The sequence below is a fragment of the Qipengyuania sp. YIM B01966 genome (assembly GCF_016461955.1).
Taxonomy (GTDB): domain Bacteria; phylum Pseudomonadota; class Alphaproteobacteria; order Sphingomonadales; family Sphingomonadaceae; genus QFOP01.
In genome coordinates this window covers 286,255-310,084 of record NZ_JADMNM010000001.1, presented here as the reverse complement: position 1 = coordinate 310,084, position 23,830 = coordinate 286,255, and the positions used below count along the sequence as shown (strand labels likewise).

General features: G+C 68.3%; 23 protein-coding genes and 2 tRNA genes. 15 read left to right on the top strand and 10 right to left on the bottom strand.

Annotated elements, in window-relative coordinates:
- Positions 1-6 precede the first annotated feature (6 nt).
- From murB to ILT46_RS01555, 14 genes are all read left to right on the top strand, one after another.
- Positions 7-948, top strand: a complete 942-nt coding sequence (murB, locus tag ILT46_RS01620; protein ID WP_370592303.1) for a UDP-N-acetylmuramate dehydrogenase — start codon at positions 7-9, stop codon at positions 946-948.
- Positions 945-1,931 carry a D-alanine--D-alanine ligase gene (locus ILT46_RS01615; protein WP_370592282.1) on the top strand — a complete coding sequence of 329 codons (987 nt, stop codon included), beginning with the start codon at positions 945-947 and terminating at the stop codon, positions 1,929-1,931. The genes murB and ILT46_RS01615 overlap by 4 nt, the downstream gene beginning before the upstream one ends.
- Positions 1,924-2,844 carry a cell division protein FtsQ/DivIB gene (locus tag ILT46_RS01610; protein WP_199502869.1) on the top strand — a complete coding sequence of 307 codons (921 nt, stop codon included), beginning with the start codon at positions 1,924-1,926 and terminating at the stop codon, positions 2,842-2,844. Before ILT46_RS01615 ends, ILT46_RS01610 begins: the two co-directional genes overlap by 8 nt.
- Positions 2,844-4,127 carry a cell division protein FtsA gene (ftsA, locus tag ILT46_RS01605; protein ID WP_199502868.1) on the top strand — a complete coding sequence of 428 codons (1,284 nt, stop codon included), beginning with the start codon at positions 2,844-2,846 and terminating at the stop codon, positions 4,125-4,127. The genes ILT46_RS01610 and ftsA overlap by 1 nt, the downstream gene beginning before the upstream one ends.
- Before the next feature lie 121 nt (positions 4,128-4,248).
- Positions 4,249-5,976 (top strand): cell division protein FtsZ, encoded by a 1,728-nt coding sequence (gene ftsZ / locus ILT46_RS01600; RefSeq protein WP_199502867.1) that lies wholly within the window; start codon positions 4,249-4,251, stop codon positions 5,974-5,976.
- Between the two features lie 63 nt (positions 5,977-6,039).
- Positions 6,040-8,040: a tetratricopeptide repeat protein gene (locus tag ILT46_RS01595; RefSeq protein ID WP_199502866.1), complete on the top strand. Its 2,001-nt coding sequence runs from the start codon at positions 6,040-6,042 to the stop codon at positions 8,038-8,040.
- 136 nt (positions 8,041-8,176) lie between these two features.
- A complete protein-coding gene (locus tag ILT46_RS01590) occupies positions 8,177-8,692 on the top strand; it encodes a YbjN domain-containing protein (RefSeq protein ID WP_370592281.1) in 516 nt (171 codons plus the stop codon).
- A gap of 7 nt (positions 8,693-8,699) precedes the next feature.
- Complete coding sequence (locus tag ILT46_RS01585; protein WP_370592280.1) at positions 8,700-9,512, top strand: pyrroline-5-carboxylate reductase family protein; 813 nt, start codon at positions 8,700-8,702, stop codon at positions 9,510-9,512.
- A 95-nt stretch (positions 9,513-9,607) separates the two neighbouring features.
- A complete protein-coding gene (locus tag ILT46_RS01580) occupies positions 9,608-10,363 on the top strand; it encodes a Bax inhibitor-1/YccA family protein (RefSeq protein ID WP_199502865.1) in 756 nt (251 codons plus the stop codon).
- A gap of 155 nt (positions 10,364-10,518) precedes the next feature.
- Positions 10,519-11,421, top strand: a complete 903-nt coding sequence (locus tag ILT46_RS01575; protein ID WP_199502864.1) for a hypothetical protein — start codon at positions 10,519-10,521, stop codon at positions 11,419-11,421.
- A 100-nt stretch (positions 11,422-11,521) separates the two neighbouring features.
- A tRNA-Ala gene (locus tag ILT46_RS01570) sits at positions 11,522-11,597 on the top strand.
- 62 nt (positions 11,598-11,659) lie between these two features.
- A complete protein-coding gene (gene obgE, locus ILT46_RS01565) occupies positions 11,660-12,718 on the top strand; it encodes a GTPase ObgE (protein ID WP_199502863.1) in 1,059 nt (352 codons plus the stop codon).
- The gene (gene proB, locus ILT46_RS01560; protein ID WP_199502862.1) at positions 12,690-13,853 is read left to right on the top strand and encodes a glutamate 5-kinase; all 1,164 of its coding nucleotides are present in this window, start codon (positions 12,690-12,692) and stop codon (positions 13,851-13,853) included. The genes obgE and proB overlap by 29 nt, the downstream gene beginning before the upstream one ends.
- Positions 13,850-14,761: an NAD-dependent epimerase/dehydratase family protein gene (locus tag ILT46_RS01555; protein ID WP_199502861.1), complete on the top strand. Its 912-nt coding sequence runs from the start codon at positions 13,850-13,852 to the stop codon at positions 14,759-14,761. The genes proB and ILT46_RS01555 overlap by 4 nt, the downstream gene beginning before the upstream one ends.
- Before the next feature lies 1 nt (position 14,762).
- Here ILT46_RS01555 and ILT46_RS01550 read toward each other — a convergent pair whose 3' ends face one another.
- The 9 genes from ILT46_RS01550 to ILT46_RS01510 form a co-directional block, all read right to left on the bottom strand.
- Positions 14,763-15,554, bottom strand: a complete 792-nt coding sequence (locus tag ILT46_RS01550) for a phosphoadenylyl-sulfate reductase (RefSeq protein ID WP_199502860.1) — start codon at positions 15,552-15,554, stop codon at positions 14,763-14,765.
- The gene (locus ILT46_RS01545; protein ID WP_199502859.1) at positions 15,547-15,984 is read right to left on the bottom strand and encodes a DUF934 domain-containing protein; all 438 of its coding nucleotides are present in this window, start codon (positions 15,982-15,984) and stop codon (positions 15,547-15,549) included. Before ILT46_RS01545 ends, ILT46_RS01550 begins: the two co-directional genes overlap by 8 nt.
- Positions 15,977-17,617 carry a nitrite/sulfite reductase gene (locus tag ILT46_RS01540; protein ID WP_199502858.1) on the bottom strand — a complete coding sequence of 547 codons (1,641 nt, stop codon included), beginning with the start codon at positions 17,615-17,617 and terminating at the stop codon, positions 15,977-15,979. Before ILT46_RS01540 ends, ILT46_RS01545 begins: the two co-directional genes overlap by 8 nt.
- On the bottom strand, positions 17,617-17,916 hold the full coding sequence (locus tag ILT46_RS01535) for a DUF2849 domain-containing protein (RefSeq protein WP_199502857.1): 300 nt from the start codon (positions 17,914-17,916) through the stop codon (positions 17,617-17,619). Before ILT46_RS01535 ends, ILT46_RS01540 begins: the two co-directional genes overlap by 1 nt.
- A complete protein-coding gene (gene cobA, locus ILT46_RS01530; RefSeq protein ID WP_199502856.1) occupies positions 17,913-18,671 on the bottom strand; it encodes a uroporphyrinogen-III C-methyltransferase in 759 nt (252 codons plus the stop codon). Before cobA ends, ILT46_RS01535 begins: the two co-directional genes overlap by 4 nt.
- A 67-nt stretch (positions 18,672-18,738) precedes the next feature.
- Positions 18,739-19,749 carry a mechanosensitive ion channel family protein gene (locus tag ILT46_RS01525; RefSeq protein ID WP_199502855.1) on the bottom strand — a complete coding sequence of 337 codons (1,011 nt, stop codon included), beginning with the start codon at positions 19,747-19,749 and terminating at the stop codon, positions 18,739-18,741.
- Positions 19,746-20,936 carry a cystathionine beta-lyase gene (gene metC / locus ILT46_RS01520; protein ID WP_199502854.1) on the bottom strand — a complete coding sequence of 397 codons (1,191 nt, stop codon included), beginning with the start codon at positions 20,934-20,936 and terminating at the stop codon, positions 19,746-19,748. Before metC ends, ILT46_RS01525 begins: the two co-directional genes overlap by 4 nt.
- Positions 20,933-21,781, bottom strand: a complete 849-nt coding sequence (locus ILT46_RS01515) for a sulfurtransferase (protein ID WP_199502853.1) — start codon at positions 21,779-21,781, stop codon at positions 20,933-20,935. The genes metC and ILT46_RS01515 overlap by 4 nt, the downstream gene beginning before the upstream one ends.
- 44 nt (positions 21,782-21,825) lie before the next feature.
- Positions 21,826-23,031 carry a hypothetical protein gene (locus ILT46_RS01510; protein ID WP_199502852.1) on the bottom strand — a complete coding sequence of 402 codons (1,206 nt, stop codon included), beginning with the start codon at positions 23,029-23,031 and terminating at the stop codon, positions 21,826-21,828.
- A 98-nt stretch (positions 23,032-23,129) separates the two neighbouring features.
- Between ILT46_RS01510 and queF the strand changes: the two genes are divergently transcribed.
- Positions 23,130-23,600: a preQ(1) synthase gene (queF, locus tag ILT46_RS01505; RefSeq protein WP_199502851.1), complete on the top strand. Its 471-nt coding sequence runs from the start codon at positions 23,130-23,132 to the stop codon at positions 23,598-23,600.
- 107 nt (positions 23,601-23,707) lie between these two features.
- On the opposite strand, the gene ILT46_RS01500 is transcribed toward queF, so the two are convergent.
- Positions 23,708-23,783: transfer RNA gene (locus tag ILT46_RS01500), tRNA-Thr, on the bottom strand.
- Positions 23,784-23,830: the final 47 nt, after the last annotated feature.

Sequence of the window (23,830 nt, the reverse complement as noted above, 5' to 3'; positions counted from 1 at the left end):
TTCGCGATGGAGGACGATGGCGGCGCCCCCTATGCCGAGGTCGAGGGTTGCGCGCGCGCGATCCCGAATCTGGCCGGCGTGCGGGGGACAATCACGGCGGGCGCCTCGCTGGCGAAACTCGTCTGGTTCAAGACCGGCGGCACCGCCGACTGGCTGTTCGAACCGGCCGACCGCGACGATCTGGTCAGCGTGCTGGAGCAGTTGGCCGGCGAATGCCCCGTCTTGGCGCTGGGGCTTGGCTCCAATCTGATCGTCCGCGATGGCGGGGTGCCGGGGCTGGTCGTCCGGCTGGGCAAAGCATTCGCGCAAGTGCGCGCGGGCGCGGATTGCGTGGTTGAATGCGGCGGCGGGGCGAGCGGCATTCTGGTATCCTCCACCGCGCGCGATGCGGGCATCTCTGGCCTTGAATTCCTGCGCGGTATTCCGGGCACCGTCGGCGGTTTTGTCCGCATGAATGGCGGCGCCTATGGCCGCGAGGTGGCCGATGTGCTGGTCGATTGCGAGGTGGTGCTGCCCGACGGCGAGTGCATCACGCTGGCAGCCGCCGACCTTGGCTATACCTATCGCCATTCGAACCTGCCTGACGGGGCGGTGGTGATCGGCGCGCGCTTTCGCGGCACGCCGGGCGATCCTGCCGCGATCGGGGCGGAGATGGACCGCATTGCCGCCGCGCGCGAGGCGAGCCAGCCGCTGCGCACCAAGACCGGCGGCTCCACCTTCAAGAACCCGCCCGGCGACAAGGCCTGGCGGCTGGTCGATGCGGCCGGCTGCCGCGGATTGACGCTGGGCGGCGCGCAGGTGAGCGAGAAGCACACCAATTTCCTCATCAACACCGGCACCGCCACCAGCAGCGATATCGAACGGCTGGGCGAAATGGTCCGTGACCGGGTCAAGGCGCATTCGGGCATCTCGCTCGAGTGGGAAATCCAGCGAGTAGGCCGTCCGTGAACGCGCATCAGATCCTTTCCCGCACCTATCATGTCGCCGTGCTGATGGGCGGCTGGGCCAATGAGCGCCCGGTCTCCCTGATGAGCGGGGAGGGGGTCGCCAAGGCGCTGGAGGCGCGCGGGCACCGCGTGACCCGCATCGATATGGACCGGCAGGTGGCCGCGCGGCTGGCGGAAACGGCGCCCGACATCGTGTTCAACGCGCTGCATGGCGTGCCGGGCGAAGATGGCACGGTGCAGGGCATGATGGACCTGATGGGCCTTGCCTATACCCATTCGGGTCTCGCCACCTCGGTCATCGCGATCGACAAGGAACTGACCAAGCAGGCGCTGGTGCCGCATGGCGTGCCGATGCCGGGGGGGCGGATTGTCGACAGCGAAAGCCTCTACGAACGCGACCCGCTGGCGCGGCCTTACGTGCTGAAGCCTGTCAATGAAGGCTCGTCGGTCGGCGTTGCCATCATCACCGAAGGCGGCAATTACGGCCATCCGATCAGCCGCGATACCGCCGGGCCGTGGCAGGAATTTCCCCGTCTGCTGGCCGAACCCTATATTCGCGGGCGCGAACTCACGACCGCGGTGATTGACGGGCCCGCCGGCCCGCGCGCGCTGGGGGTGACCGAACTGGTCCCCAAATCGGGGTTCTACGATTTCGACGCCAAATATACCGAAGGGATGACCGAGCACGTCTGCCCCGCGCAGATTCCGCCCGCGATTGCCGCCTTGTGCGAAAGATACGCGGTCGATGCGCATCGCCTGCTCGGTTGCCGGGGCGCCAGCCGGACGGATTTTCGCTGGGATGACGAACAGGGCGAAGCCGGGCTGTTCGTCCTCGAAACCAACACCCAGCCTGGGATGACCCCGCTCAGCCTGGTGCCCGAACAGGCCCGCCAGCAGGGGATCAGCTACGAGGATCTGGTCGAGATGATCGTCGCCGAAGGACTGCGCGTCCATGGCCGGCTGGGAGGAGCCAGCGATGGCTGAAACGATCCGCCGCCAGGGCAAGGGCGTCCGCCGGGCGGCCGCTGCGCGCAGCCGCGCCGATACTGCGCGCAAGGTCAAAGTGCAGACCGGCCGCGCCGCCGGCACCGCCAAATCCGCGCTGCCCTTCACCGACGAGCAATTGCACGGCGTCTTCCTAGCCATCATCCTTGGCGGGGCAGCCGCGCTGGCCTGGTTCGTCGCCAGTCTTGCAGGGGTGCCGGCGATGGCCGGGCAGCAGGTCGCGATGCTCGCCGCCGATGCCGGGTTCGAGGTGCGCCGCGTCAAGGTCAGCGGCGTTGCGCGGATGAACGAATTGAAGGTTTATGAGCGCGTGCTGGGCGAGCGTGACCGGCCAATGCCGCAGGTCGATCTCGAACAGGTCCGGGCCGATCTGCTGGCGCTACCTTGGGTCAAGGATGCGCGCGTTTCGCGCCACCTGCCCGATACGCTGGCGGTCGATATCGTCGAGCGTACCGCGCATGCGGTGGTCCGCAAACCTGGCCGGCTGGTGCTGATCGATGCGGAAGGGGTTGAACTTGAACCCATCTCGCCCGCCAACGCCAAGGGGATGCTGGTGCTGTCGGGGCCGGGTGTGACCCGGCAGGTGGCGGGGCTGGGCGATCTGCTCGGCGCCGCGCCTGCCTTGAAAAGCCATGTCACCGAAGCCGAATGGATCGGCAATCGCCGCTGGAACCTGACCTTCGACAGCAAGCAGATGCTGGCCCTCCCCGAAGGCGAGCGCGAGGCGGCCAGCGCGCTGGTATCCTTCGCCCGGCTGGACGGGCAAAACCGCCTGCTCGGCGGGCGCGTGGCAACCTTCGATATGCGCACGCCCGAGCGGATTTACATGCGCATCCCCGGCCGCGCCGACGAAGCCCGCGCGCTGGCCGCCGAACGCGGGAGCGCCAACTGATGGGCCTGCCCCGGATCGGCCGCGTGTTCGGCGCGGTGAATGTCGGCTCGTTCCGCATCTCGGCGATGATCATGGGCGTGTCGGAAACCGGCGAACTGGTCGTTCTCGGTTCCGGGCACCGCGCGTCGGAGGGGGTCAAGCGCGGCTATGTCACCGATATGGCGGCGGCGACCTATGCCATTCGCGATGCGGTCGAGCGGGCGGAGAAGAACGCCGGCACCAGCATTTCGAGCGTCTGGATCGGCTGCGCGGGCGCGGGCCTCGCCAGTCGCACCGCCCATGTCGAGATCGACATTGGCGGCCGGCGGATCGAGGATGACGATATCGAGCAATTGCTGCTCGCCGCGCGCGAGACCGTCCAGCCCGACGGGCGGATGGTGCTACACGCGCAGCCGGCGCATTACACGCTCGACGGTGCACACGGGGTCGCCAATCCCAAGGGCCTGCACGCCGAAATGCTCGGCGTCGATATCCACGTGATGCTGGCCGATGGCGCCCCGGTGCGGAACCTGATCGAGGCGGTGCAGAACGCGCATCTCGATGTCGAGGCGGTGGTCGCCGCGCCCATCGCCACCGCCCATGCCTGCCTGACGCCGGAGGAGCGCGAATTGGGCGTCGCGCTGATCGAGATGGGCGGGGATGTCACCAACGTCTCGGTCCATGCCGGCGGGATGCTGCTCGGCCTCAGCGCAGTGCCGTACGGTTCGAACGACATTACCGACGCGATCGCCAGCGCTTTCGGCATCCGCCGCTATCAGGCCGAGCGGCTGAAATGCGTGGCCGGGTCGGCCATTGCCAGCCCGACCGATCACCGCGAAATGGTCGCAGTCAACAGCCCCGGCGACGATGGCGGCGCCAGCCCGCTGGCGCGCGGGGCGGACGATCAGAACCGCATTCCGCGCGCGGCGCTGGTGGCAGTCGTCACCGAACAGCTCGCCCGGATTACCGACCGGGTGGGGAAGGCGCTGAAGGATATGGGCTTCACCGGCGCGCAGGGCGGCCAGGTGGTGCTGACCGGCGGCGGGGCCGAGCTCGCCGGGTTTGCCGAGTTCGCCCAAGGCGCGCTTGGCCGGCCCGTTCGGATCGGCAAGCCGCCCGTGCTGCGCGGCCTGCCCGAAGCGCATGCCCATCCCGGCTTTGCTACGCTGGCGGGCCTGTGCCTCTATGCCGCTGACGATCCTGTCGACCTGCGCTCGCTGGGGCCGCGCCATACCATGACCACACGGCCCGGAGGGCTGCAGCTGGTCAGCCGGATGTGGCACGCGGCGCGGAATTACTTCTGATCGCCTGCATCGCCCCCGCCCTCTTGTGGAAAAGGACACAAGTTCTTTGCCAGCGCGATTCGCTTTGTGTCACTATGGCGCTAACCATCCTTGACGATTTGCTCCCTGAAGGGAAACACGCATGAGCATCACTATCGGCCCTGTCGCGCATGACGATATGCGCCCCCGCATCACCGTGATCGGCGTTGGCGGCGCGGGCGGCAACGCCATCGCCAACATGATCGACGCCCAAATCGAAGGCGTCGATTTCATCGTCGCCAACACCGACGCACAGGCGCTCAGCAATGCGGCGGCCGAACGGCGCATCCAATTGGGCCCCGACATCACCGGCGGCCTTGGTGCCGGCGCCCGCCCCGAAGTGGGCAAGGCAGCGGCCGAAGAAACCGTGTCCGAGATCGAGGATGCGCTTGAAGGCGTGAACATGTGCTTCATTGCCGCCGGCATGGGTGGCGGCACCGGCACTGGCGCGGCACCGGTCATCGCCGAGGCCGCGCGGCGCAAGGGCGTGCTGACCGTCGGCGTGGTGACCAAGCCGTTCCTGTTCGAAGGCACCCGGCGGATGCGCGCCGCCGATGCCGGGATCGAGGAGTTGCAGAAGCACGTCGATACGCTGATCGTCATCCCCAACCAGAACCTGTTCCTGGTGGCGAAGGCGGAAACCACGTTCAAGGAAGCGTTCCAGCTGGCCGACGAGGTGCTCCAGCAGGGGGTGCGCTCGATCACCGACCTGATGGTCATGCCCGGCCTCATCAACCTCGACTTCGCCGATGTGCGTTCGGTGATGGAGGAAATGGGCAAGGCGATGATGGGCACCGGCGAGGGCGAGGGCGAAAACCGCGCGCTCGAGGCCGCCGAACGCGCGATTGCCAACCCGCTGCTCGACGGAGTCAGCATGGCTGGGGCCAAGGGGGTGATCATCTCGATCATCGGCGGCGAGGACATGAAGCTGCTCGAAGTGGACGAGGCCGCCAATCACATCCGCGAATTGGTGGATGAGGACGCGAACATCATCTGGGGTTCGGCCTTCAATCCCGATCTTCAGGGCAAGATTCGCGTCTCTGTGGTCGCCACCGGGATCGACCAGAGCGCCGATCACGCGCCGCGACAGGGCAGCGCCGGGGTGCAGGGCTTCTCGCTCGGCGGGGCGCGCCCGCCCAAGCGCCCGGTGCTCGAACTGCCGGCTGAGCCGGCTGACGAGCCGCTCGGCCTCAGTGAAGCGGATCAATTTGATCTGGCCGACGAGCCGGCCCAGTTCACGCCAACCCCGCAAACGCCCGATCCCTATGCCGCCGCTGCATCCTATGGCGACGAGTCCGATGAAAGTCCTGATGAGGAAGGCGATGTCGACGGCATCGTCGATCCGCTCGCCGGCCTGCGCCGCGACGAAGATGAGCTTGCGGACCAAGCCATTGACCACGAACCGTTCGATCTGACGGCGGCCGATTATGCCGACGCAGCCGAGCCAGCTACCCCGCCCGCGCCGCCGCCTGCCAGCCATCAGGACGATCTGCTGCGCGATGCCGACCGGCTGGCGGCCGATGATCGCCCGCTCGGTGCATCGCTCGGCGGTGGCCGCCGGCGTGGCCTGCTGTCGGGTGACGATCTCGACGCGGCCGGCGCAAGCCAAGGCATTCCGCCAATGCCCCCCGCCCAGGCGCCGCAGTCCGCGCCGCCGGCAGGCTCGGCGCCGGCCGAGCGACCCGCTCCGGCTTCGGGCAGCACGCTGTTCGAACGAATGGCCAATCTCTCGCGCGGTTCGGCCCGTAGCCAGAACGAAGACGATGATGACGGCGACGATGGTTCGTCGCTGTCGATCCCGCGCTTCCTGGGCCGGCAGAACAATCAGTAGGGCGGCTCGCCTGCCCGTGGCTGTTCGCGCCATGTTCAGCCGCGGGGCTTAGAGCGGGCTGCGATGCGGTTGACGATGGAGCGGGTGATGCAGCGACGGCAGGATCGGATGGCCCGAGCGGCCCCGTGCCGCAGGCGCGTTGCGCTTCTGGCGAGCCTCCTGCTGGGTGGAGCATGGGCGGCTCCCGCCCAAGCCCAGCAGGGGCCGACAGCGCCCGTTGTTCAGCGCCCGGTTGTCCAGCAATTGCCTTCGGCAGCCAGCGGCGATCTCAGCAGCGCGCTTCGCCGACTGGCGCGCAATCCGCGCGATCTCGATGCGCTTGTCGATGCCGGAAATGGCGCGATGGGCGTAGGTGATATAGCGGCGGCGATCGGGTTCTACGGCCGCGCCCAGCAGCTTGCCCCGGCCGATCCGCGGGTCAAGCTCGGTCTTGCCGGGGCCTATGTCCGTTCGGGCCGACCGGTGGAGGCGCTGCGCCTGTATGAGGAAGCAGACCGCGCCGGGGCTACGGGCAGCGCAGTGGGCGCCAAGGATCGCGGGCTTGCCTACGACCTTGTGGGCGATAATGCCCGCGCGCAGGCCGCTTATCGCGCGGCGCTGAGCTCTACGGACGACGAAGCCGCGCGGCGGATGGCGATTAGCCAGGCGATCGCCGGCGACAAGGCCGGGTTCGAGCGGACTTTACTGCCGCTGTTGCAGCGGCAGGACCCAGCCGCCTATCGCACGCGCGCCTTCGGCCTTGCGATCCTGGGCGAGGAGCGCGAGGCGGTGCGCATTGCCGAAGCGATGCTGCCGCGCGAAACGGCCGGGCGGGTGACGCCGTATCTGCGCTATATGCCGCGCCTGACACGCGCGCAGCAGGCGGCGGCGGCCAATCTCGGCATTTTCCCGCGCGCTGCGCAGATCGGTCGCGACGATCCCGCGCTCGCCGCCTATGCGCCGCCGGCCCGCGGCCCCGCGCCTCCGCGTGTCGCGGCAGCGTCCCCGGTTGCGGGCGAGGCGGGGGCCCGACTGGCGCCGGCGGGCGAGCCGCTGGGCGCCCGCGCCGTCGCCGCCAGCCAAGCTGCCCGGCAGGTGCAGGCAGCCCGGCCAGCGCCGGCCCGCGCAGCTGCGCCCACGCGCCCAACTTTCGACCGGCGGACCGGCTCGCTCGATCTACGCGAAAGGCAGGCGGCCGCTCGCGCCGCGCGCGAGGAGCGGCAGCGCGCATCGGCCGCTGCTGTCCCTCGGACGGCCGCGGCACCGACCAACGCGGCGCCCCCGGCTCCGGTAATGGCGCAGGTGTCACCACCCGCCGTTCAGCAGCCGGCACCGGTTGCGCGGGAACCGGCCCAGACCATCGTGTTGCCCGATCCGGCGCCTGCGAGTGCTGCATCGGTTAACGCTGCCTCGGCCAGTTCCGCGCAGCTTGCCCGCGCGGAGTTGCCGCCCGCTGCTCCGGCAATCATCCTCCCTTCGCGCACCGATAGCGGACCGGCAAATCCTGTGCTGCCAGCGCCGCCCGTGGTGCCGGCAACGTCGGCGGCCGACGAGCCAAGCCTGTCCGAAGCGTTTGCCGAGTTCGCGCTGCAACCGCCGTCTCGGCCGGCGCCGCAAGCCGCAGAGGGGATCGATATCACCACGATCACACCGCCGCGCGAACGGCCTGCAACGGCCACTCCGGCTCCGGCAGCGACCCCCGCGCCTCAAGACGCGCCGCGTGGGGCAAACCGGCCTGCGCCCCCCCAGCGCGCCGCCGCCGCCGCGCCCACACCGTCCCGCGCCACCCCCGCTGCGCGCCCGGCAGCGCCGGCCCATCCGAGCCGCATCTGGGTCCAGGTCGCCACCGGCCGCGACCGCGATGCGCTCCGCTTCGACTGGCGGCGAATTGCGCGTCAGGCCGGCGATACGCTGCAGGGTAAGCGCGGCCATGTCGCCGCCTGGGGCGACCGGTCGCGATTACTCGCGGGGCCGTTCGACAGCGCCGCCGCCGCGCGGGCTGCCGTCACTGCACTCAAGGAAAAGCAGCTCGACACGCTGGTCTTTACCAGCAGCGCAGGCGAGGAAGTGACGCCTATTCAATAGACTGTGACTCGCGGGGGCAAGTTCTGCACAGGCTTTGAACAGGCCAGTTCAGTTCTCCCCAAGCGTCTCGTGTGTGGCGATTGCTTGCCCCGGCATACACCATGCATCAGCGGCGGATGGACAGATCGGGACCCGAATGATGAGAGCGATCCAGGACGATCCGATCGCTGCGGGCGGCGGGGATGCCCCGCCGGTCGACATGCTGTCCGCCCTGTTCGAAGCGCGCGGCTGGCCGCATCGTATCGTGTCGAACGAGGAAATCTCCGGCGAGGTTCAGGGCAGCTGGGCCAAGTACCAGCTCCGCTGCGTCTGGCGGCAGGACGATCATGTTCTGCAGGTGATATGTCTGCCCGACATCCGCGTGGTGGCGGACCGCCGGGCGGTGACGCATGAATTGCTCGCGCTGGTCAATGAACAGATGTGGCTCGGCCATTTCGACGTCTGGTCCGAAGGCAGTGTGTTGGTCTATCGCCACGGCGCGCTGCTGGGTGATGACGGGCTGCTCAGCCTCGCCCAGGCACAGGCACTGATCGAAACGGCCGTCGATGAATGCGACCGGTTCTACCCCGCTTTCCAGTTCGTTCTGTGGGGCGGGAAGGAAGCGCGCGAGGCGCTTGATGCCGCGCTGATCGACGCTGCCGGCGAGGCATGAGCCCGGCGTGACGGGACATGCGCCGACCTTCCTCGTCTTCGGTTATGGCACGATGGCGGGCGCGATGGTCGATGGCTGGCTGGCCGCCGGGATGCCGCCAACGGCCATCACCGCCTATAATCCGCGCGCCAAACCGGTGCCACAAGGGGTGCGGCTCCTCAAGCAACTGCCGCATCAGCGGTTCGACTACGTGCTGCTGGGAATCAAGCCGCAATTGCTCGGCGCTGTGGCCGACCAGGTGGACGCGGCGGCAGGGCGGGGCAGCGTCGTGCTGTCGCTGCTCGCCGGGGTCGATCTGGCGAGCCTCGAGCGCGCGTTGCCGAGCGCATCAGGCTGGGTGCGCTGGATGCCCAACCTCGCCGCAGCGCGAGGCAAGTCGGCCAACCTGCTCGCCGCAACCGGGCTGACGGCGGCGCAGCGGGCCCAGATCGACGGGCTCGCCCGGATGATCGGCAGCGCCGAATGGCTGGCTGACGAGCGCCAGTTCGACCTCGCCACGGCGGTCGCTGGCTGCGGGCCGGCGTTCCTCTATCGCTTCATCGACGCGCTGGGCGCCGCAGCCGAGGCCGAGGGGCTCGATGGGGCGCTCGCCGCCCGGCTGGCGTTGCAGGCGGTGGCAGGCGGCGCTGCGCTCGCCGAAGCGGCGGAGCAGTCGCCGGCGCAGCTGGCGGACCGCGTGGCGAGCGCCGGCGGCATGACCCGTGCCGGCCTCGATGTCCTCGACCAGGAGCGCGCGCTCGAGCTGCTGCTGGCGCAAACGCTCAGCGCCAGTAAGGCACGGGCGACGGCGCTGTGCGAAGCGGCCGCAAAATCGGACTGAACATTTCCGGTTTTCCTTGAAATCATCGCCACGAAAACCGATATTCCCGCTGTGGGGCGCGACAATCCGCGCCGGATTGAGGAGTAGGTATCAACATGGCAGACTGGAACGACAATCCGCGCAGCTCGACCGGGCTGGGCACGGGTGTCGGCGCCGGCCCCGGTTATGCGGGCGACGTCGCCGGTCGGACCGTGTTCGACGCTGGCCTGCGCCAGCATATGCTGTCGATCTATAACTACATGGCCTCGGGCGTTTTGCTGACGGGCATCGTGGCGCTGCTGACGGCGCGGAGCGGGCTCGCCTACAGCTTCGCCAGCGGGCCGCTGATGTGGCTGGTGGCATTGTCGCCGCTGGCGATCGTGTTCGCGATGAGCTTTGGCGCCAACCGGTTCAGCAAGGGCACGCTCCAGCTGATGTACTGGGCCTTCGCTATCCTGATGGGCCTGTCGATGTCGACCATCTTCCTGGTCTTCACCGGCGGTTCGATCGCGGCGACGTTTTTTGCCACGGCGGCGGCGTTCGCCGGCCTTAGCCTGTTTGGCTACACCACCAAGAAGGATCTGTCGGGCTTTGGCAGCTTCCTGATCATGGGTGTGGTCGGCTTGCTGGTGGCGATGGTGATTAACATCTTCCTGCAATCGCCGACCATGATGTATGTGATCAGCTTCATCGGCGTGCTGCTGTTCGCCGCGCTGACGGCGTATGACACGCAGCGGCTCAAGAACCAGTACGAGATGCTGCGCGGCACCGAATTCGCCGGCAAGGCGGTCATTCTTGGCGCGCTGACGCTGTATCTCGACTTCATCAACATGTTCCAGTTCCTGCTCAGCTTCATGGGCAACCGCGAATAATCGCACGCTGGAATCGCTTTGCCGATGCCCGGGGCGCCCACAGCGCCCCGGGCATTTTCTTTACCATGCATCGCGGTTAGGGCAGGGTCTTGCTTAAGGCTGGCGAAAGCTGGCGCACGACATTGTATCGACGCGTTGACAAGGGGCCGCGCCACATGAACCTGACCGTATCGCCTGTGACCATCCGCAATCTCGGCGTGGCCTCCGCGCTGGCCGTGCTGGCCGCGTGCGCCACTACCCCGCCGCCCCCGCCGCCGCCCCCGCCGCCCCCTCCGCCGGTGGTAGTGATCCCGCCCCAGCCTTTGCCGCCGAGCGGGGCGACCGCGAGCATGCTGATCCCGCAAATCGGACCCGACGGCATCCGCCAGACGGTCAATGCCGGGATCAGCCGCACGCAGCGGCTATGGAACTTGCGTTCGGCGTTGAATGTCGCCGCGCTCAATTGCCTCAAGCCGCAGCATGCCAGCATTCTGCCGGCCTATGCCGGTTTCCTCGACCGGTATAAAACCAAGCTCGCGCAGGCGAACCGCGCGCTGGATGGTGAATTCCGCACCCGTTACGGCGCCGGTTACCGGACCTATCAGGACCAGTATATCACGCAGGTCTACAACTACTTCGCGTTGCCCCCTGTTACCGAGGCGTTCTGCGATGCCGCCACGGGCGTGGCGGGCGAACTGGCGCTCGTGCCGGCCGCCGAGATCGAGAATTTCGCGGACCGCGCCTTGCCGCAGCTCGAAGCGGTGTACGAAAACTTCTTCCGCGCTTACGAGCAATACCGGGTTGATCTGGCAGCCTGGAACGCGCGCTATGGCCAGCATCAGGCGATGGAGGCCCCGACCGTAGTCTATGTGCCGACCACCAATCCCGACGCGCAGCCGGTGATCGGCACCACAGCAGCCGCGGCCGCCGGTGCCGCCCCGACACCGCCCGTGGTGGTCGTTCCGGTCCAGGCCGAACCTGTCTTCGTGCCGGGCACCGGGGCAGGTGCCGCGCCTGCGCCAACGCCAACGCCGACGCCGGCGCCGACCCCGACCATCACCCTGCCCGGAACGCGTTGAGCGGCATCACGCCAAAAACCCTTTGCAGGGGCGGCGCCTTTCGCTAAGGCGCGCGCTCCCGCAAAGGGCGCCTGCGGGCACCGCGGGAGAGTGCTGGAACGGGGCCGTAGCTCAGATGGGAGAGCGCGTCGTTCGCAATGACGAGGTCAGGGGTTCGATCCCCCTCGGCTCCACCAGCATATCCTTCCCCTCAAGAGAGTTTGTGGCGCGCCGCCGGCAAAGCGCCTAACGCGCAGCCATGCATTTTCTCGACCAAGCCAAGATCTTCGTCAAATCCGGTGCCGGGGGGCCGGGCGCCGTCAGCTTCCGACGCGAGAAGTATATCGAATATGGCGGCCCCGATGGCGGCAATGGCGGGCGCGGCGGCGACATCGTGTTCGAGGCGGTCGCCGGCCTCAACACGCTGATCGATTTCCGTTATACCCAGCATTTCAAGGCCAAGCGCGGGATGCACGGCATGGGCCGCGACCGCACCGGCGCCGGGGCCGACGATCTGGTGATCGAGGTGCCCGTCGGCACGCAAATCCTCGATGAAGAGCGCGAGGAGGTGCTGGCCGATTTCACCGAGGTCGGTCAGCGCATCGTGCTGCTTGAAGGCGGGATGGGCGGGCGCGGCAATGCCAGTTACAAGACCAGCACAAACCGCGCGCCGCGCCAGCATCAGCCGGGCGAACCGGGCCATGAAATGTGGGTCTGGCTGCGCTTGAAGCTGCTGGCCGATGCGGGCCTTGTCGGGCTGCCAAATGCCGGCAAATCGACCTTCATCAACCAGGTCTCGAACGCGCAGGCCAAGGTCGGCGATTATGCCTTTACCACGCTGATCCCCAAGCTGGGTGTGGTGCGCCACAAGGGCCGAGAATTCGTGCTGGCCGACATCCCCGGCCTAATCGAGGGCGCGGCGGACGGCGCAGGGATCGGCGACCGCTTCCTCGGCCATGTCGAACGCTGCCGCGTGCTGATCCATCTGATCGACATTGCCGGCACCGACCCGGCCGAGGCGATGCGCGTGGTCGAGGATGAGCTCGCCGCCTATGGCGAGGGGCTCGAGGGCAAGCCCCGGCTGGTCGCGCTCAACAAGATCGATCTGGCTGACCCGGAACTGGTGGCAGGCTTTGCCGAAGAATTGCTCGAAGCCGGCGCGACCGAGGTGTTTGCCGTGTCAGGTGCCACTGGCGCGGGGGTGGAACAGCTCCTTGATGCCGTGCTGCGCCACCTGCCCGACCGGACGAACACCGAAACGGGCGGCGAAGAGCAGGAGACGATCGAGGATGGCGACGGCGAATGGTCGCCGCTCTGATCCGGTGAGCTCTGTGGCAGCAGCGCATCTGGCGCCGATCAGCACGGCGCGCCGGCTGGTGGTCAAGGTCGGCTCGGCGCTGCTGGTCGAAGGCGGGGTGTTGCGGGCCGGGTGGCTCGACGCGCTGGCGGCGGAACTGGCGGCGATGCGTGCGGGCGGGCAGGACCTTGTCGTCGTCTCGTCAGGCGCGATTGCTCTCGGCGCGGCGCGGCTGGGGCTGCCGCAGGGCGGGCGGGCCAGCCTCGCTGATGCTCAGGCGGCTGCCGCCGTCGGCCAGATCGCGCTTGCCGGGGCCTGGGCCGAGGCGCTGGCGCGCAGCGAGTTGGTTGCTGCGCAATTACTGCTGACGCTCGACGATTTGGAAGATCGCCGCCGCTATCTTAACGCCTCGGCTACCTTTGGCACGCTGCTGGCGCAGGGCGCGGTGCCGGTGGTCAATGAAAACGATTCGGTCGCGACCGAGGAAATCCGCTTTGGCGATAATGACCGGTTGGCGGCGCGCGTGGCGCAGGCGGCCGGGGCCGATGCGGTGGTGCTGCTGTCCGATGTTGACGGGCTCTACACCTCCGATCCCGCTGCGCCTGATGCACAGCACGTGCCGGTGGTGGACGAGGTGACGGATACCGTTCGGGCGATGGCCAGTCCGGTTTCCGGCTCCGGGCTCGGCACGGGCGGGATGCTGGCCAAGCTCGCCGCTGCCGAACTGGCCGGGCGCGCCGGGATCGCGCTGGCGATCATCGACGGGCGGCCGGACGCACCGATCGCCCGGGCACTGGCGGGCGGTCGGGGCACGCTGTTCACCGCCGCGGGCGAGGCGCGGGCCTATAAAGGCTGGCTCGGCGCACGCGCGCGGCTTGCGGGCACGCTCGAGGTCGATCAGGGCTGCGCCGTCGCGCTGGCGGGTGGGGCGAGCCTGCTCGCGGCGGGCATCCGCACGGTCGAAGGCAGTTTCCAGCGCGGCGATGCGGTGGGCATCGTCGATCCAGCGAGGCGGCGCATCGCGCAGGGGCTGGTCGAATATGACGCCGCCGAATTGCGCGCCATCGCCGGCCTCGCTCGCGATCGGCAGGAACAGGCGCTCGGCTACACGCCGCGCTCGGCAGTGGTCCACCGTGACCAAATGGTGCTGCTATGACCGTGGCGCTGACCGGGGCGACCGGCTTCGTCGGCAAGGCCGTGCTGGCCGAAGCCGCGCGGCAGGGCGCCGATGTGCGCGCGCTTACCCGGCGTGACAGCGCCGCTCAACCGGGCGTGACCTGGGTGGCGGGCGATCTGGCCGACCGCAATGCGCTTGACCGTCTGGTCAAGGGGAGCGAGGCGGTGCTGCATATCGCCGGCGTGGTCAGCGCGCCGGATGCGGCCGGATTTCAGGCCGGCAATGTGACCGGCACGCTCAACCTGATCGAGGCGGCGCGCGATGCCGGTGTCAGCCGGTTCATCTTCGTATCCTCGCTCTCGGCGCGCGAGCCGCAGCTTTCGGCCTATGGCGCCTCGAAACGCAAGGCGGAGCGACTGGTCATGGCGAGCGGGCTCGACTGGACCATCGTCCGCCCGCCGGCGATTTACGGCCCGCACGATGCCGAAATGTTCGAGATGTTCCGCTCGGCGGCGAAATGGGGCGTGGTGCCCTTGCCGCCCGCTGGCAGACTATCGCTGATCCATGTGGCCGATCTGGCGCGTCTGCTGCTGGCGCTGGTGCCCGGCGGCGAAGGCGTGACCGGCGCGGTGTTCGAGCCTGATGATGGCCATCCCGGCGGCTGGACGCACCGCGAGATGGGCCGCGCGATCGGCTGGGCGGTGGGCCGCCGGCCGTGGACCCCGCATTTCAGCCCCGGCATCCTCGCCAATGCCGCGCGCATCGACGGGATCGTGCGGCGCGGCCGCGCCAAGCTGACTGCCGACCGCGTGGGCTATATGTGCCACCCCGACTGGGTGGCCAGCCCCGCGCGCGCCGTGCCGGCTGAACTGTGGCGCCCGCAAATCGGCCTGCGCGACGGGCTCCGGGAAACCGCCGCGTGGTATCGCGAGGCAGGCTGGCTCTAGGTTAGAACGCCGGCTCGAAGCCGGGCGGCAGATCGCCCGCCGGATCGCCGCCATGAATGCCGCATTCGGTCTTGTCCCAGCCCTTCCACCGGCCCGAGCGCGGGTCTTCGCCCGGTGCCACCTGATGTGTGCAGGGCGCGCAGCCGATCGAGGGAAAGCCCGCCGCGACCAGCGGATGCGGTGGCAGATCGTGGCGGACGATCCAGTCGGCCAGATCGTCCGGTGTCCAGTCGATCAGCGGATTGATCTTCAACCGTCCAACCGCGTCGCTGCGGTCGATTTCGAAGCGGGGAAGGGTCGCTCGCTCGACATTCTGGAACGCCTTGCGCCCGGTCAATGTCGCGGCATAACCCGCGAGGGCGGGCGCGAGCGGGCGGACCTTGCGCAATTCGCAGCAGCCATCGGGATCATAGGACCAGCGCAGCCCGCTGGCATCGCGCGCAACCAGATCGGCCGGATCGGGCGTCAGCACGATTACATTGGTCAATCCAAGCCGCCCGGTCAGCAGTTCGCGATAGGCCAGCGTTTCGGGAAAATGCTTTCCGGTATCGAGAAATAGGACCGGCGTCTTCGGGGCGGCGCTGGCGACCAGATGCAGCAGCACCGCGCTTTCCGCGCCGAAGCTGGATACCAGCGCAACCTCGCCGGCGACCTTGTCCACCAGCAGGGCGCTCAGCAGTTCGGTGGTGTCGGTGCCGCGAAACATGCGGTTGAAACGGATCGCATCAGCCTCGCCGAAGCGCCGTCCCGTGTCGATCCGGTCGCGCAGGCGGGCGGGGTCGGCGTCAGCCATTGGCGGGCGGATGGCGCAGCACCCAGATCGGCTGCGCCCCAGCGGCGGCGGGCTGATAGGCGTGCGGAAACCGTGACATCGCGGCGCGCACCTCGCCATCGTCAAATGGCTGGTCCGGCTCGAACGCGTCAAACCCGCAGCGCCGCATGAAGGCGAGTTGATCGACCAGCACGTCGCCCACCGCGCGCAATTCGCCGGTATAGCCCGCTTCGCGCAAAATCCGCGCCGCCGAATAGCCGCGCCCGTCGGTGAAGGCCGGGAAGTTCACCTCGACCAGCCGGATATGCGCCAGATGCGGGATTAGCGCGCGGGCATCGTCGCCCGGCTCGACCCGGACGGCGGCCGCGTTGGCTTGGCCGCCAAAGGCATCGACGGTGACGGCCGGATGATCGACCGGCTCGTCATCCCGGAAACGCAGCAGCTCAGCCATAAAGCGCCTCCTTGAACGGCTCCATGCCCAGCCGGCGATAGGTGTCGAGGAAGCGTTCGCCCGCTTCGCGCCGGGCGAGATAGAGGTCGGCGACCGTTTCCACGGCATCGACAATGCCGTCCTCGTCAAAACCGGGGCCGGTGATCTTGCCGAGCGCGGCATCCTCCGCCTCGCTGCCGCCGAGCAGCAGCTGGTAATTCTCGGTGCCTTTCCGGTCGACGCCGAGAATGCCGATATGGCCCGCATGGTGATGCCCGCAGGCATTGATGCAGCCGGAAATCTTGAGCTTCAGTTCGCCCAGCGCCGCGCCCTTGCCGCTGGCGGCAAAGCGCTGCGAAATCTTCTGCGCCACCGGGATCGAGCGGGCATTGGCGAGGCTGCAATAATCAAGACCCGGGCAGGCGATGATGTCGCCCACCTGATCGAGATTGGCGGTGGCGAGGCCGGCGTCCGCCAGCCGGGCATACAGCGCCGGCAGATCGGCCTCGCGGACATGGGGCAGGAGAATATTCTGCGTGTGCATCACGCGGCATTCATCCGCCGAATAGAGCGCGGCACAGTCAGCGATCACGCGCATCTGTTCGGCGGTGGCATCGCCGGGAATGCCGCCAATCGGCTTCAGACTGATCACCGCCGCGACATGGCCGGGCAGCTTGTGCGGCAGCACATTGGCGGCGCGCCATTCGGCAAAGGCAGCGGGATCGCTTGGCCCGGCCTGCGCGGTAAGAGGTGGCAATTCGGCGTGGATGGGCGGCCCGAAATGCGCCTTGATCCGCTCAAGCTCAGCCCGCGGGGGTTCGATCCCGAGCGTCAGCAGGTGCGCGAATTCCTCCTCGACCTGACGGCGATATTCATCCGCGCCGAGTTCATGGACGAGGATCTTGATCCGCGCCTTGTACTTGTTGTCGCGCCGACCGTGCCGATTATACACCCTGAGGCACGCCTCGGCATAGGTGATGAACTGATCCACCGGCACGAAGTCGCGGATCAGCGGCGCGATCATCGGCGTGCGGCCCATCCCGCCACCAACATAGAATTGCGCGCCAAGCGTGCCTTCGCGCTCCACCATGCGGATACCGATATCGTGCAGCCGCATCGCCGCGCGGTCTGCCTCGCTGGCGATCACTGCGATCTTGAACTTGCGCGGCAGGGCGCTGAATTCGGGATGGAAGCTCGACCATTGGCGCAGCAATTCGGCATAGGGGCGCGGGTCGCACACCTCGTCAGCCGCGGCACCCGCGAGATGATCGGCGCTGATATTGCGGATGCAATTGCCGCTGGTCTGGATGGCGTGCATCTCGACCCGGGCGAGGTCAGCCAGGATATCGGGCGCGTCGGCCAGCTTGATCCAGTTGTACTGGATGTTCTGCCGCGTGGTGAAATGGCCGTAGCCCCGGTCGTACTGTTCGGCGATGTCGGCCAGCGCGCGCATCTGCCGCGCGTTGAGCGTGCCGTAAGGGATCGCCACGCGCAGCATATAGGCGTGCAGTTGCAGATAGAGCCCGTTCATCAGCCGCAGCGGCTTGAACTGGTCCTCGCTCAACCGCCCGTCGAGACGGCGGGCGACCTGGTCGCGGAATTCTGCCACACGGGCATCGACCATCGCCTGATCGTATTGGTCATAAGCGTACATCAGATCACCCAATTGCCGGCGGCAGGGTCAGCCGGTTTCAGCGTCAGATCGGGGCGCACGGTGGGACCAAGCGCGCGGATGCGGTCCTTGATATGGCCGGGCCGCACGCTGCCATCGGGCCCGCGCTCGCCATCGATCAGATAGGGCGCAACGACGCGGCGGGCGGCTTCCTCGCGGGCGGCAATCTCCTCACCCGCGCTGCCGATATCGGCGGCCTCGGCGACATGGGGCGACCAGTTGCTACCGGTCCACCAGATCACCGCACCGGTTCGCAAATCGTTGCCGGTCAAGAGCTTCATCGCGCGGCCTCCAGCGCCAGCGCGGAAAGCGTTGCGTCTTCCCGCGCCGTGACTTCGCCGATGACGATCAGCGCCGGGCTGACGACAGCCTCGCGCGCCACCAGGTCGGGCAGGCCCGCCAGAACCCCGCGCAACACGCGCATTTGCAGGCGCGCGCCGTTTTCGATCACCGCTACCGGCAGATCGGGGGCGAGCCCGTCGGCCATCAGCTTTTCGGCGATCTGCGGCGCGGTGGCGACACCCATGTAGATCACCAGTGTGCGGCCCTTACCGGCAAGGCCGGCCCAGTTCTGCTCGGCCAACCCCCTACATTGCCCGGCGACGAAGCTGACGATGCTCGACGCCTCGCGGTGGGTCAGCGCGATCTGTGCGGCGGCGGCTGCGCCATTGGCGGCGCTGATGCCGGGCACAATTTCGACCGCGATGCCGGCGGCGCGGCAGGCCTCGGCCTCTTCACCGCCGCGTCCGAAGATCAGCGGGTCGCCGCCTTTCAGCCGGATCACGTCGCGCCCGGCGCGCGCTTCGGCCACCAGCAGCGCATTGATCGCATCCTGCGGCATGGTGTGGCGCGCGCGGGCCTTGGCGACCGAGATCAGCCGCGCGGCAGGCGGGGCGAGCGCCAGCACTTCGGCATCAACCAGCCCGTCATGCACGATCACTTGCGCTGCCGCGATCAGGCGTGCCGCGCGCACGGTCAGCAGGTCGGCCGCGCCGGGGCCAGCTCCGACGAGATAGACTGTTCCTGCCTTGCTCATGCCCGCCAAAATGCGCTGCAACGCAGCATCGCGCGAGCGAGAATGGCTGTCCGACCCGGTAGGCGAACTATTCCGGCCGTTCGGCGCGCAAATCCTCGCGGCGGGCTTCGAGCGCGGCGATCAGGCGGTCGAGTTGGTCGCTGTCGCGCAGGGTAATGTCACGCTGCGGAAAGGGGATTTCGATCCCGTCGCGCTGGAACAGCGTCCACAAATGTTTGAGCACGTTGGAACGGATATTGCCGACCCCTTCTTCGGGGTCGCGGATCCAGCAGTGGATGACAAAATCGACCGAATTGTCGCCGAACTTGTCCAGCCAGACCACTGGCGGCGGATCGTTCAACACCCGCCCGGTCGATCGCGCAGCCTCGAGCATCAGCGTTTCGGCATGGGCGATATCGCTGTGATAGGAGATGCCCACCGGCACCTGGATGCGCACATTGCGCGAGGAATAGGACCAGTTTTCGACCTGATTAATCATCAGATTTTCGTTGGGGATCAGATATTCGCGTTCGTCGCGGGTGGTCACCGAAACCGCGCGAATGCCGATCCGGCGGATCTGGCCAAAGGTCGACTGGCCCGACTGGTCGGCCACTGCGATAACGTCACCCGGCTTGATCGACCGGTCGAGCAGCAGGATGATGCCGGCAATCAGATTGCCGAAGGTCTTTTGCAGACCGAAGCCGATGGCAAGACCAAAGGCGCCCGAAAACACCGCCAGCGCGGTGAGGTCGATCCCCAGCAGGTCGATGCCGACCATCAGCGCGAAGGCCCAGACGCCGATCGACACCAGCTTTTCGGCCAGCACGCTTTGCGACGGGGTCAGCCGGGTCAGCCGCCGCACCGCGCCGCGCGCCAGCTTGCTGGCGAAATAGGCGCCCGCAAGGATACCGACGATCACCATCAGCATCACTGCCGCGTCCCAGGCCGACAGCCGGAAATCACCCACCTTCAGCGCCAGCGCGTCAAGCGCCTCGACGACATCGCCGATGGTGGTGCTCTGCTCGGACACTGCCTGCTTGAGGCCGTCCGCCGCATCGAGTTTGTCGGTATCGGTCGCTGCGGGTGTGCTTCGGGTCATGCGGCTCCCATCCTCGCCAATGCCTGTTCGAGATCGGCGATAAGGTCGGCCGGGTCTTCCAACCCGATCGAGAAGCGCACGCCGAGGCGGCCTGCCGGCCAGCGCCGCGCGGTGCGGATGGAGGCGGGATCGAACGGGATCACCAGGCTTTCAAAGCCGCCCCAGCTATAGCCGATACCAAACAGGTCCAGCGCATCGATGAACCGGGCGCGCGCCGCGGTGTCACGGCTGGCGAGCGTGACGCTGAACAGCCCGCAACCGCCGGCAAAGTCGCGGCGCCACAGATCGTGGCCCGCAGCGCCGGGCAGGAGTGGGCACAGCACCTCGGCAATCTCGGGCCGCGCGGCCAGCCATTGGGCGATCCCCAGCGCGCTCGCCGCCCCGCGTTCCAGCCGCAATGGCATGGTCCTGAGGCCGCGCAGCGCCAGTGCGGCATCGTCGGGCGAGACGACGTGGCCCAGATCCTGCGCCGTCTTTCGCAGCCGCTGATAGGTTGGCCCCTTGGCCGAGGCGCTGCCCATCATAAGATCGGAATGGCCGCCGACATGCTTGGTCAGCGACATGATCGCCACGTCGCAGCCATGCGCCAGCGCGGGAAAGCCGAGGCCGGTCGCCCAGGTATTGTCGATCAGCGAGACCGCGCCATGCTCGCGCGCGATGGCAGCAAGAGCCGGGACATCGCACACCTCCATCGTCAGGCTGCCGGGGCTTTCCAGCATCACCGCGCGGGTCCGCTCGCAAAAGGCGGCGCGATAGGCGTCGAGGTCGAGCGGGTCGAAAAAGCGCGCTTCGACGCCCATCCGCTTGAGGATGCCGGTCGCCATCGCCCGCGTCGGTTCATAGGCATTGTCGGTGACCAGCAGCACATCGCCGGGGCTCAGCACCGCCAGCAGCGCACCGCTCAGCGCCGCGCAGCCGCTGGGATAGAGCACCGTGCCATCCGCGCCCGGCTCCAGCGCGGTCAGCGCATCGGCCAGCGCCCATTGCGTCGGTGCGCCCCGGCGGCCGTAGAAGAACTGCCCGTCGGCGTTGCCATGTTTGCCGGCATCAAGCGCCGCACAATCGGCGTAAAGATGCGTGCTGGCGCGCCAGACTGGCGGATTGACCACCGGCCCGGTCCATTCGGCGCGGCGCCCGGCGGCAATCGCGCGGGTCGCCGGCCCATGCGCGTCATCGCTGCCGCTCATGGGCGGGCCTCGCCAGTTTCCTTTGGGGTTGCGGGATCGGCGCCCCATTCGCTCCAGCTGCCATCGTAGAGCGCATTGTCGCTATGCCCGAGCAGATGGAGCGCGAACAGCAGCACCGAAGCGGTAACGCCGCTGCCGCACGAGGCGATGATCGGCCGGTCTAGGTCCAGCCCGGCGCGGCGAAACTCTTCGGCCAATTCCTCCTGCGGCTTGTAGGTGCCGTCGGCGGCGAACAGGCGCGTGAACGGGAGGTTGCGTGCCCCGGGTATGTGCCCGCCGGGAAGGCCGTGGACCGCATCCGCGACCGCGCCCGAGAAGCGCCCGCCATCGCGCGCATCGACCACCTGTTCGGCCCGGCTGGCGCAATTGGCGAGCATCTCGCTTTTGTCGCGCACGGCTCCTCCCATGGGACCCGGCTGGCGAGCGGACCTAGCGGAGGCGTGGGCATCGCCACTTTCGAGCAGGCGCCCCTCCGCCTTCCACTTGCCCAAACCGCCATCGAGGATCGCGGCCTCGATCCCGGCACGGCGCGCCATGAACCAGGCCCGCGCGGCGGAGCGCACCGCGCTGTCATCGTAGAACACAATCCGTGCCTCCGGCGGCACGCCGAGGTCGGCCAAGCGGGCGGCAAATTGTGTGGGACTGGGCAGCGCGCTCGGGACAGGCGAGCTGCGGTCGGTCAGCGTGGCGATATCGAGGAAGCGCGCCCCCGGAATATGTTCGCGGACGAATTCGGCGGCGGCATCGCGCTCAGCCGATGGGAGATGCAGCGAGGCGTCGAGCACCGCCACGGTTCCCTCGGCAAGCGCGGCCTCTAGCCAGGCGGTGGAGACGAGCGGTTCCATCGCCCCCGGCCTAGCGCGGCGGGCAACCCGCGTCGAGAGGGGCTTCAGCCCAGCGCGCGCTGGCCGATCTGGCTGTAGCTTTGCGGCGTTTCGTCAAGCCGAAAGGGCTGCAAGCGCGTGCTACCCGGCTGGCGCAGGCCGATGACGTAGGTGCTGATGACCGGATCGGCCAAGCCCTCGACGCGCAGCCGCAGCAGGGGCACGAAGAGCGGCGCATTGCCTTGGCGGATCGGCGTGACCTCCTGCAAGGGGAGGCGGATTTGCCCTTCGGCCAGATGGGGTTCGCCCGCCGACAGCGCCCCGATTGTTGACAGCGCCGGCAGCGCCTGCGCCGCGTCGGCCATCTGGCGTTCGACCGGCAGCCCGCCATGTGCGCTGACCAGATCGCCAAGCAGCGTGAGCGGGCCGGTCGTCGCGGGGCCGCGATTGATGAGGCGGATGCGATAATCGACCGTTACCGCCATCAGGCTGCGGGTCAGCTTGACCGCCTCGACTTCGACCCCCAGCCCGCGCAGGACGGGGGCGACCGGGGTCGTCTGGTTAGTGGTGGGGGCTGGCCCTGTGGGCACTGGGGGGCGCGGGGCGGTAGCGGCGGGGACGAATTCGGGCACCGGCAGCGGTTTGGCATCTTGCCGTCGCCACAGCGCATATCCGCCAGCGATCAGCGCCGCGAGAGCCGCGAGCACCGCTAACCACCAGGGAAAGCCGCCTCCCGTCTCCACCGGTTGCGCCGCCCGGCGGGTCACGGCGGGGATGCCGGGCGTAGTCGCCGCGTCGCCCGCGGGGGCCGCGATACCGGCATCGGGGCTGACATCACCCAACGGGTCAGCGATGTCCGGCCCGGTCGGCAACGCGACCGGCGGCGGCGCGGCAACGGGCGCACTGGCGGGCGCGAGAGGCGTGATCCGGGGGGAGGGGGCGGGGACAGTCTGGCGCGGCGCGGGCCGCGCTGTCTCGCGCGGCGCCGGCGCCGGACGCGTTTCGGGAGAGGTGGGGGTCGGCGCGCCTGCGGTCGGACGCGGGGTCGGCGTGGCCGCCGGTTGCGGGCGCGGCGTCGGCCGCGGACGGATCTGCGCGCCTTCGTCCACCGGGCCCTGCACATTGCCCTGGCCGGTCGGCGTCGGCGCCGGTTGCAACTGGAAATCGCGCGGGTCGCTCTGCGCCGCGGCGATCTGGGGCTGAGCGAACAGGCACAACGCACCAAACACGGCGAGGAAGCGGTATCGGGACGGCACAGGCGGACTGGACATAAGGGCAGGCAATGGCATGGGGGGGGCTGAATAGGCGTTTAATCGCATGGCGGCAAAGCCCGCTTGCCCTGCTGCCGCGATCGGGCCATCAGCGCGGCATGGATGACACACCGGACCGCCCCGCCGCCCCGCTGCACCTGGGGCAGGCCAGCACCTTGCCCGCCTCGCCGGACGCGGCGGTGCTCGACTATGTGCCCAATCCGCGCACCGGGACGCTCTATCTGGTGCGCTTTGCCGCGCCCGAATTCACCTCGCTGTGCCCGGTCACCGGCCAGCCCGATTTCGCGCATCTGGTGATCGATTACGCGCCGGGCGAGACGATCGTGGAATCGAAAAGCCTGAAGCTTTTTCTCGGCAGCTTCCGCAACCATGCCGGGTTTCACGAGGATGTGACGGTCGGCATCGGTCAGCGGCTCGCGGAGGAAATGCGCCCGCAATGGCTGCGGATTGGCGGCTACTGGTATCCGCGCGGCGGCATCCCGATCGACGTTTTCTGGCAAACCGGCGCGCCGCCGGCCGGCCTGTGGGTGCCCGATCAGGGCGTCCAGCCCTATCGCGGGCGCGGTTGACCTCAACCGGGCGTTGCCGGAACCCGGCGCGCAGGCGCCGCAAGGCCGACCGGCCGCCCGCAGCGAAGCGAGGAAATCGCACCCCGGACGGGGTGCACACACAAGGATGGTGCCGGCTACAGGATTCGAACCCGTGGCCCCCTGATTACAAATCAGGTGCTCTACCAACTGAGCTAAGCCGGCGCTGCGGCGCTCTTTGCAATATCGGGCGCCGCAGGTCCAGCATCAAG

Coding starts and splice junctions, on each gene's coding strand:
- murB (WP_370592303.1), top strand. CDS start 7: ATGGAGGACGATGGCGGCGCCCCCTATGCCGAGGTCGAGGGTTGCGCG.
- ILT46_RS01610 (WP_199502869.1), top strand. CDS start 1,924: ATGGCTGAAACGATCCGCCGCCAGGGCAAGGGCGTCCGCCGGGCGGCC.
- ftsA (WP_199502868.1), top strand. CDS start 2,844: ATGGGCCTGCCCCGGATCGGCCGCGTGTTCGGCGCGGTGAATGTCGGC.
- ftsZ (WP_199502867.1), top strand. CDS start 4,249: ATGAGCATCACTATCGGCCCTGTCGCGCATGACGATATGCGCCCCCGC.
- ILT46_RS01595 (WP_199502866.1), top strand. CDS start 6,040: ATGCGGTTGACGATGGAGCGGGTGATGCAGCGACGGCAGGATCGGATG.
- ILT46_RS01590 (WP_370592281.1), top strand. CDS start 8,177: ATGATGAGAGCGATCCAGGACGATCCGATCGCTGCGGGCGGCGGGGAT.
- ILT46_RS01580 (WP_199502865.1), top strand. CDS start 9,608: ATGGCAGACTGGAACGACAATCCGCGCAGCTCGACCGGGCTGGGCACG.
- ILT46_RS01575 (WP_199502864.1), top strand. CDS start 10,519: ATGAACCTGACCGTATCGCCTGTGACCATCCGCAATCTCGGCGTGGCC.
- obgE (WP_199502863.1), top strand. CDS start 11,660: ATGCATTTTCTCGACCAAGCCAAGATCTTCGTCAAATCCGGTGCCGGG.
- proB (WP_199502862.1), top strand. CDS start 12,690: ATGGCGACGGCGAATGGTCGCCGCTCTGATCCGGTGAGCTCTGTGGCA.
- ILT46_RS01555 (WP_199502861.1), top strand. CDS start 13,850: ATGACCGTGGCGCTGACCGGGGCGACCGGCTTCGTCGGCAAGGCCGTG.
- ILT46_RS01550 (WP_199502860.1), bottom strand. CDS start 15,554: ATGGCTGACGCCGACCCCGCCCGCCTGCGCGACCGGATCGACACGGGA.
- ILT46_RS01545 (WP_199502859.1), bottom strand. CDS start 15,984: ATGGCTGAGCTGCTGCGTTTCCGGGATGACGAGCCGGTCGATCATCCG.
- ILT46_RS01540 (WP_199502858.1), bottom strand. CDS start 17,617: ATGTACGCTTATGACCAATACGATCAGGCGATGGTCGATGCCCGTGTG.
- ILT46_RS01535 (WP_199502857.1), bottom strand. CDS start 17,916: ATGAAGCTCTTGACCGGCAACGATTTGCGAACCGGTGCGGTGATCTGG.
- cobA (WP_199502856.1), bottom strand. CDS start 18,671: ATGAGCAAGGCAGGAACAGTCTATCTCGTCGGAGCTGGCCCCGGCGCG.
- ILT46_RS01525 (WP_199502855.1), bottom strand. CDS start 19,749: ATGACCCGAAGCACACCCGCAGCGACCGATACCGACAAACTCGATGCG.
- metC (WP_199502854.1), bottom strand. CDS start 20,936: ATGAGCGGCAGCGATGACGCGCATGGGCCGGCGACCCGCGCGATTGCC.
- ILT46_RS01515 (WP_199502853.1), bottom strand. CDS start 21,781: ATGGAACCGCTCGTCTCCACCGCCTGGCTAGAGGCCGCGCTTGCCGAG.
- ILT46_RS01510 (WP_199502852.1), bottom strand. CDS start 23,031: ATGTCCAGTCCGCCTGTGCCGTCCCGATACCGCTTCCTCGCCGTGTTT.
- queF (WP_199502851.1), top strand. CDS start 23,130: ATGGATGACACACCGGACCGCCCCGCCGCCCCGCTGCACCTGGGGCAG.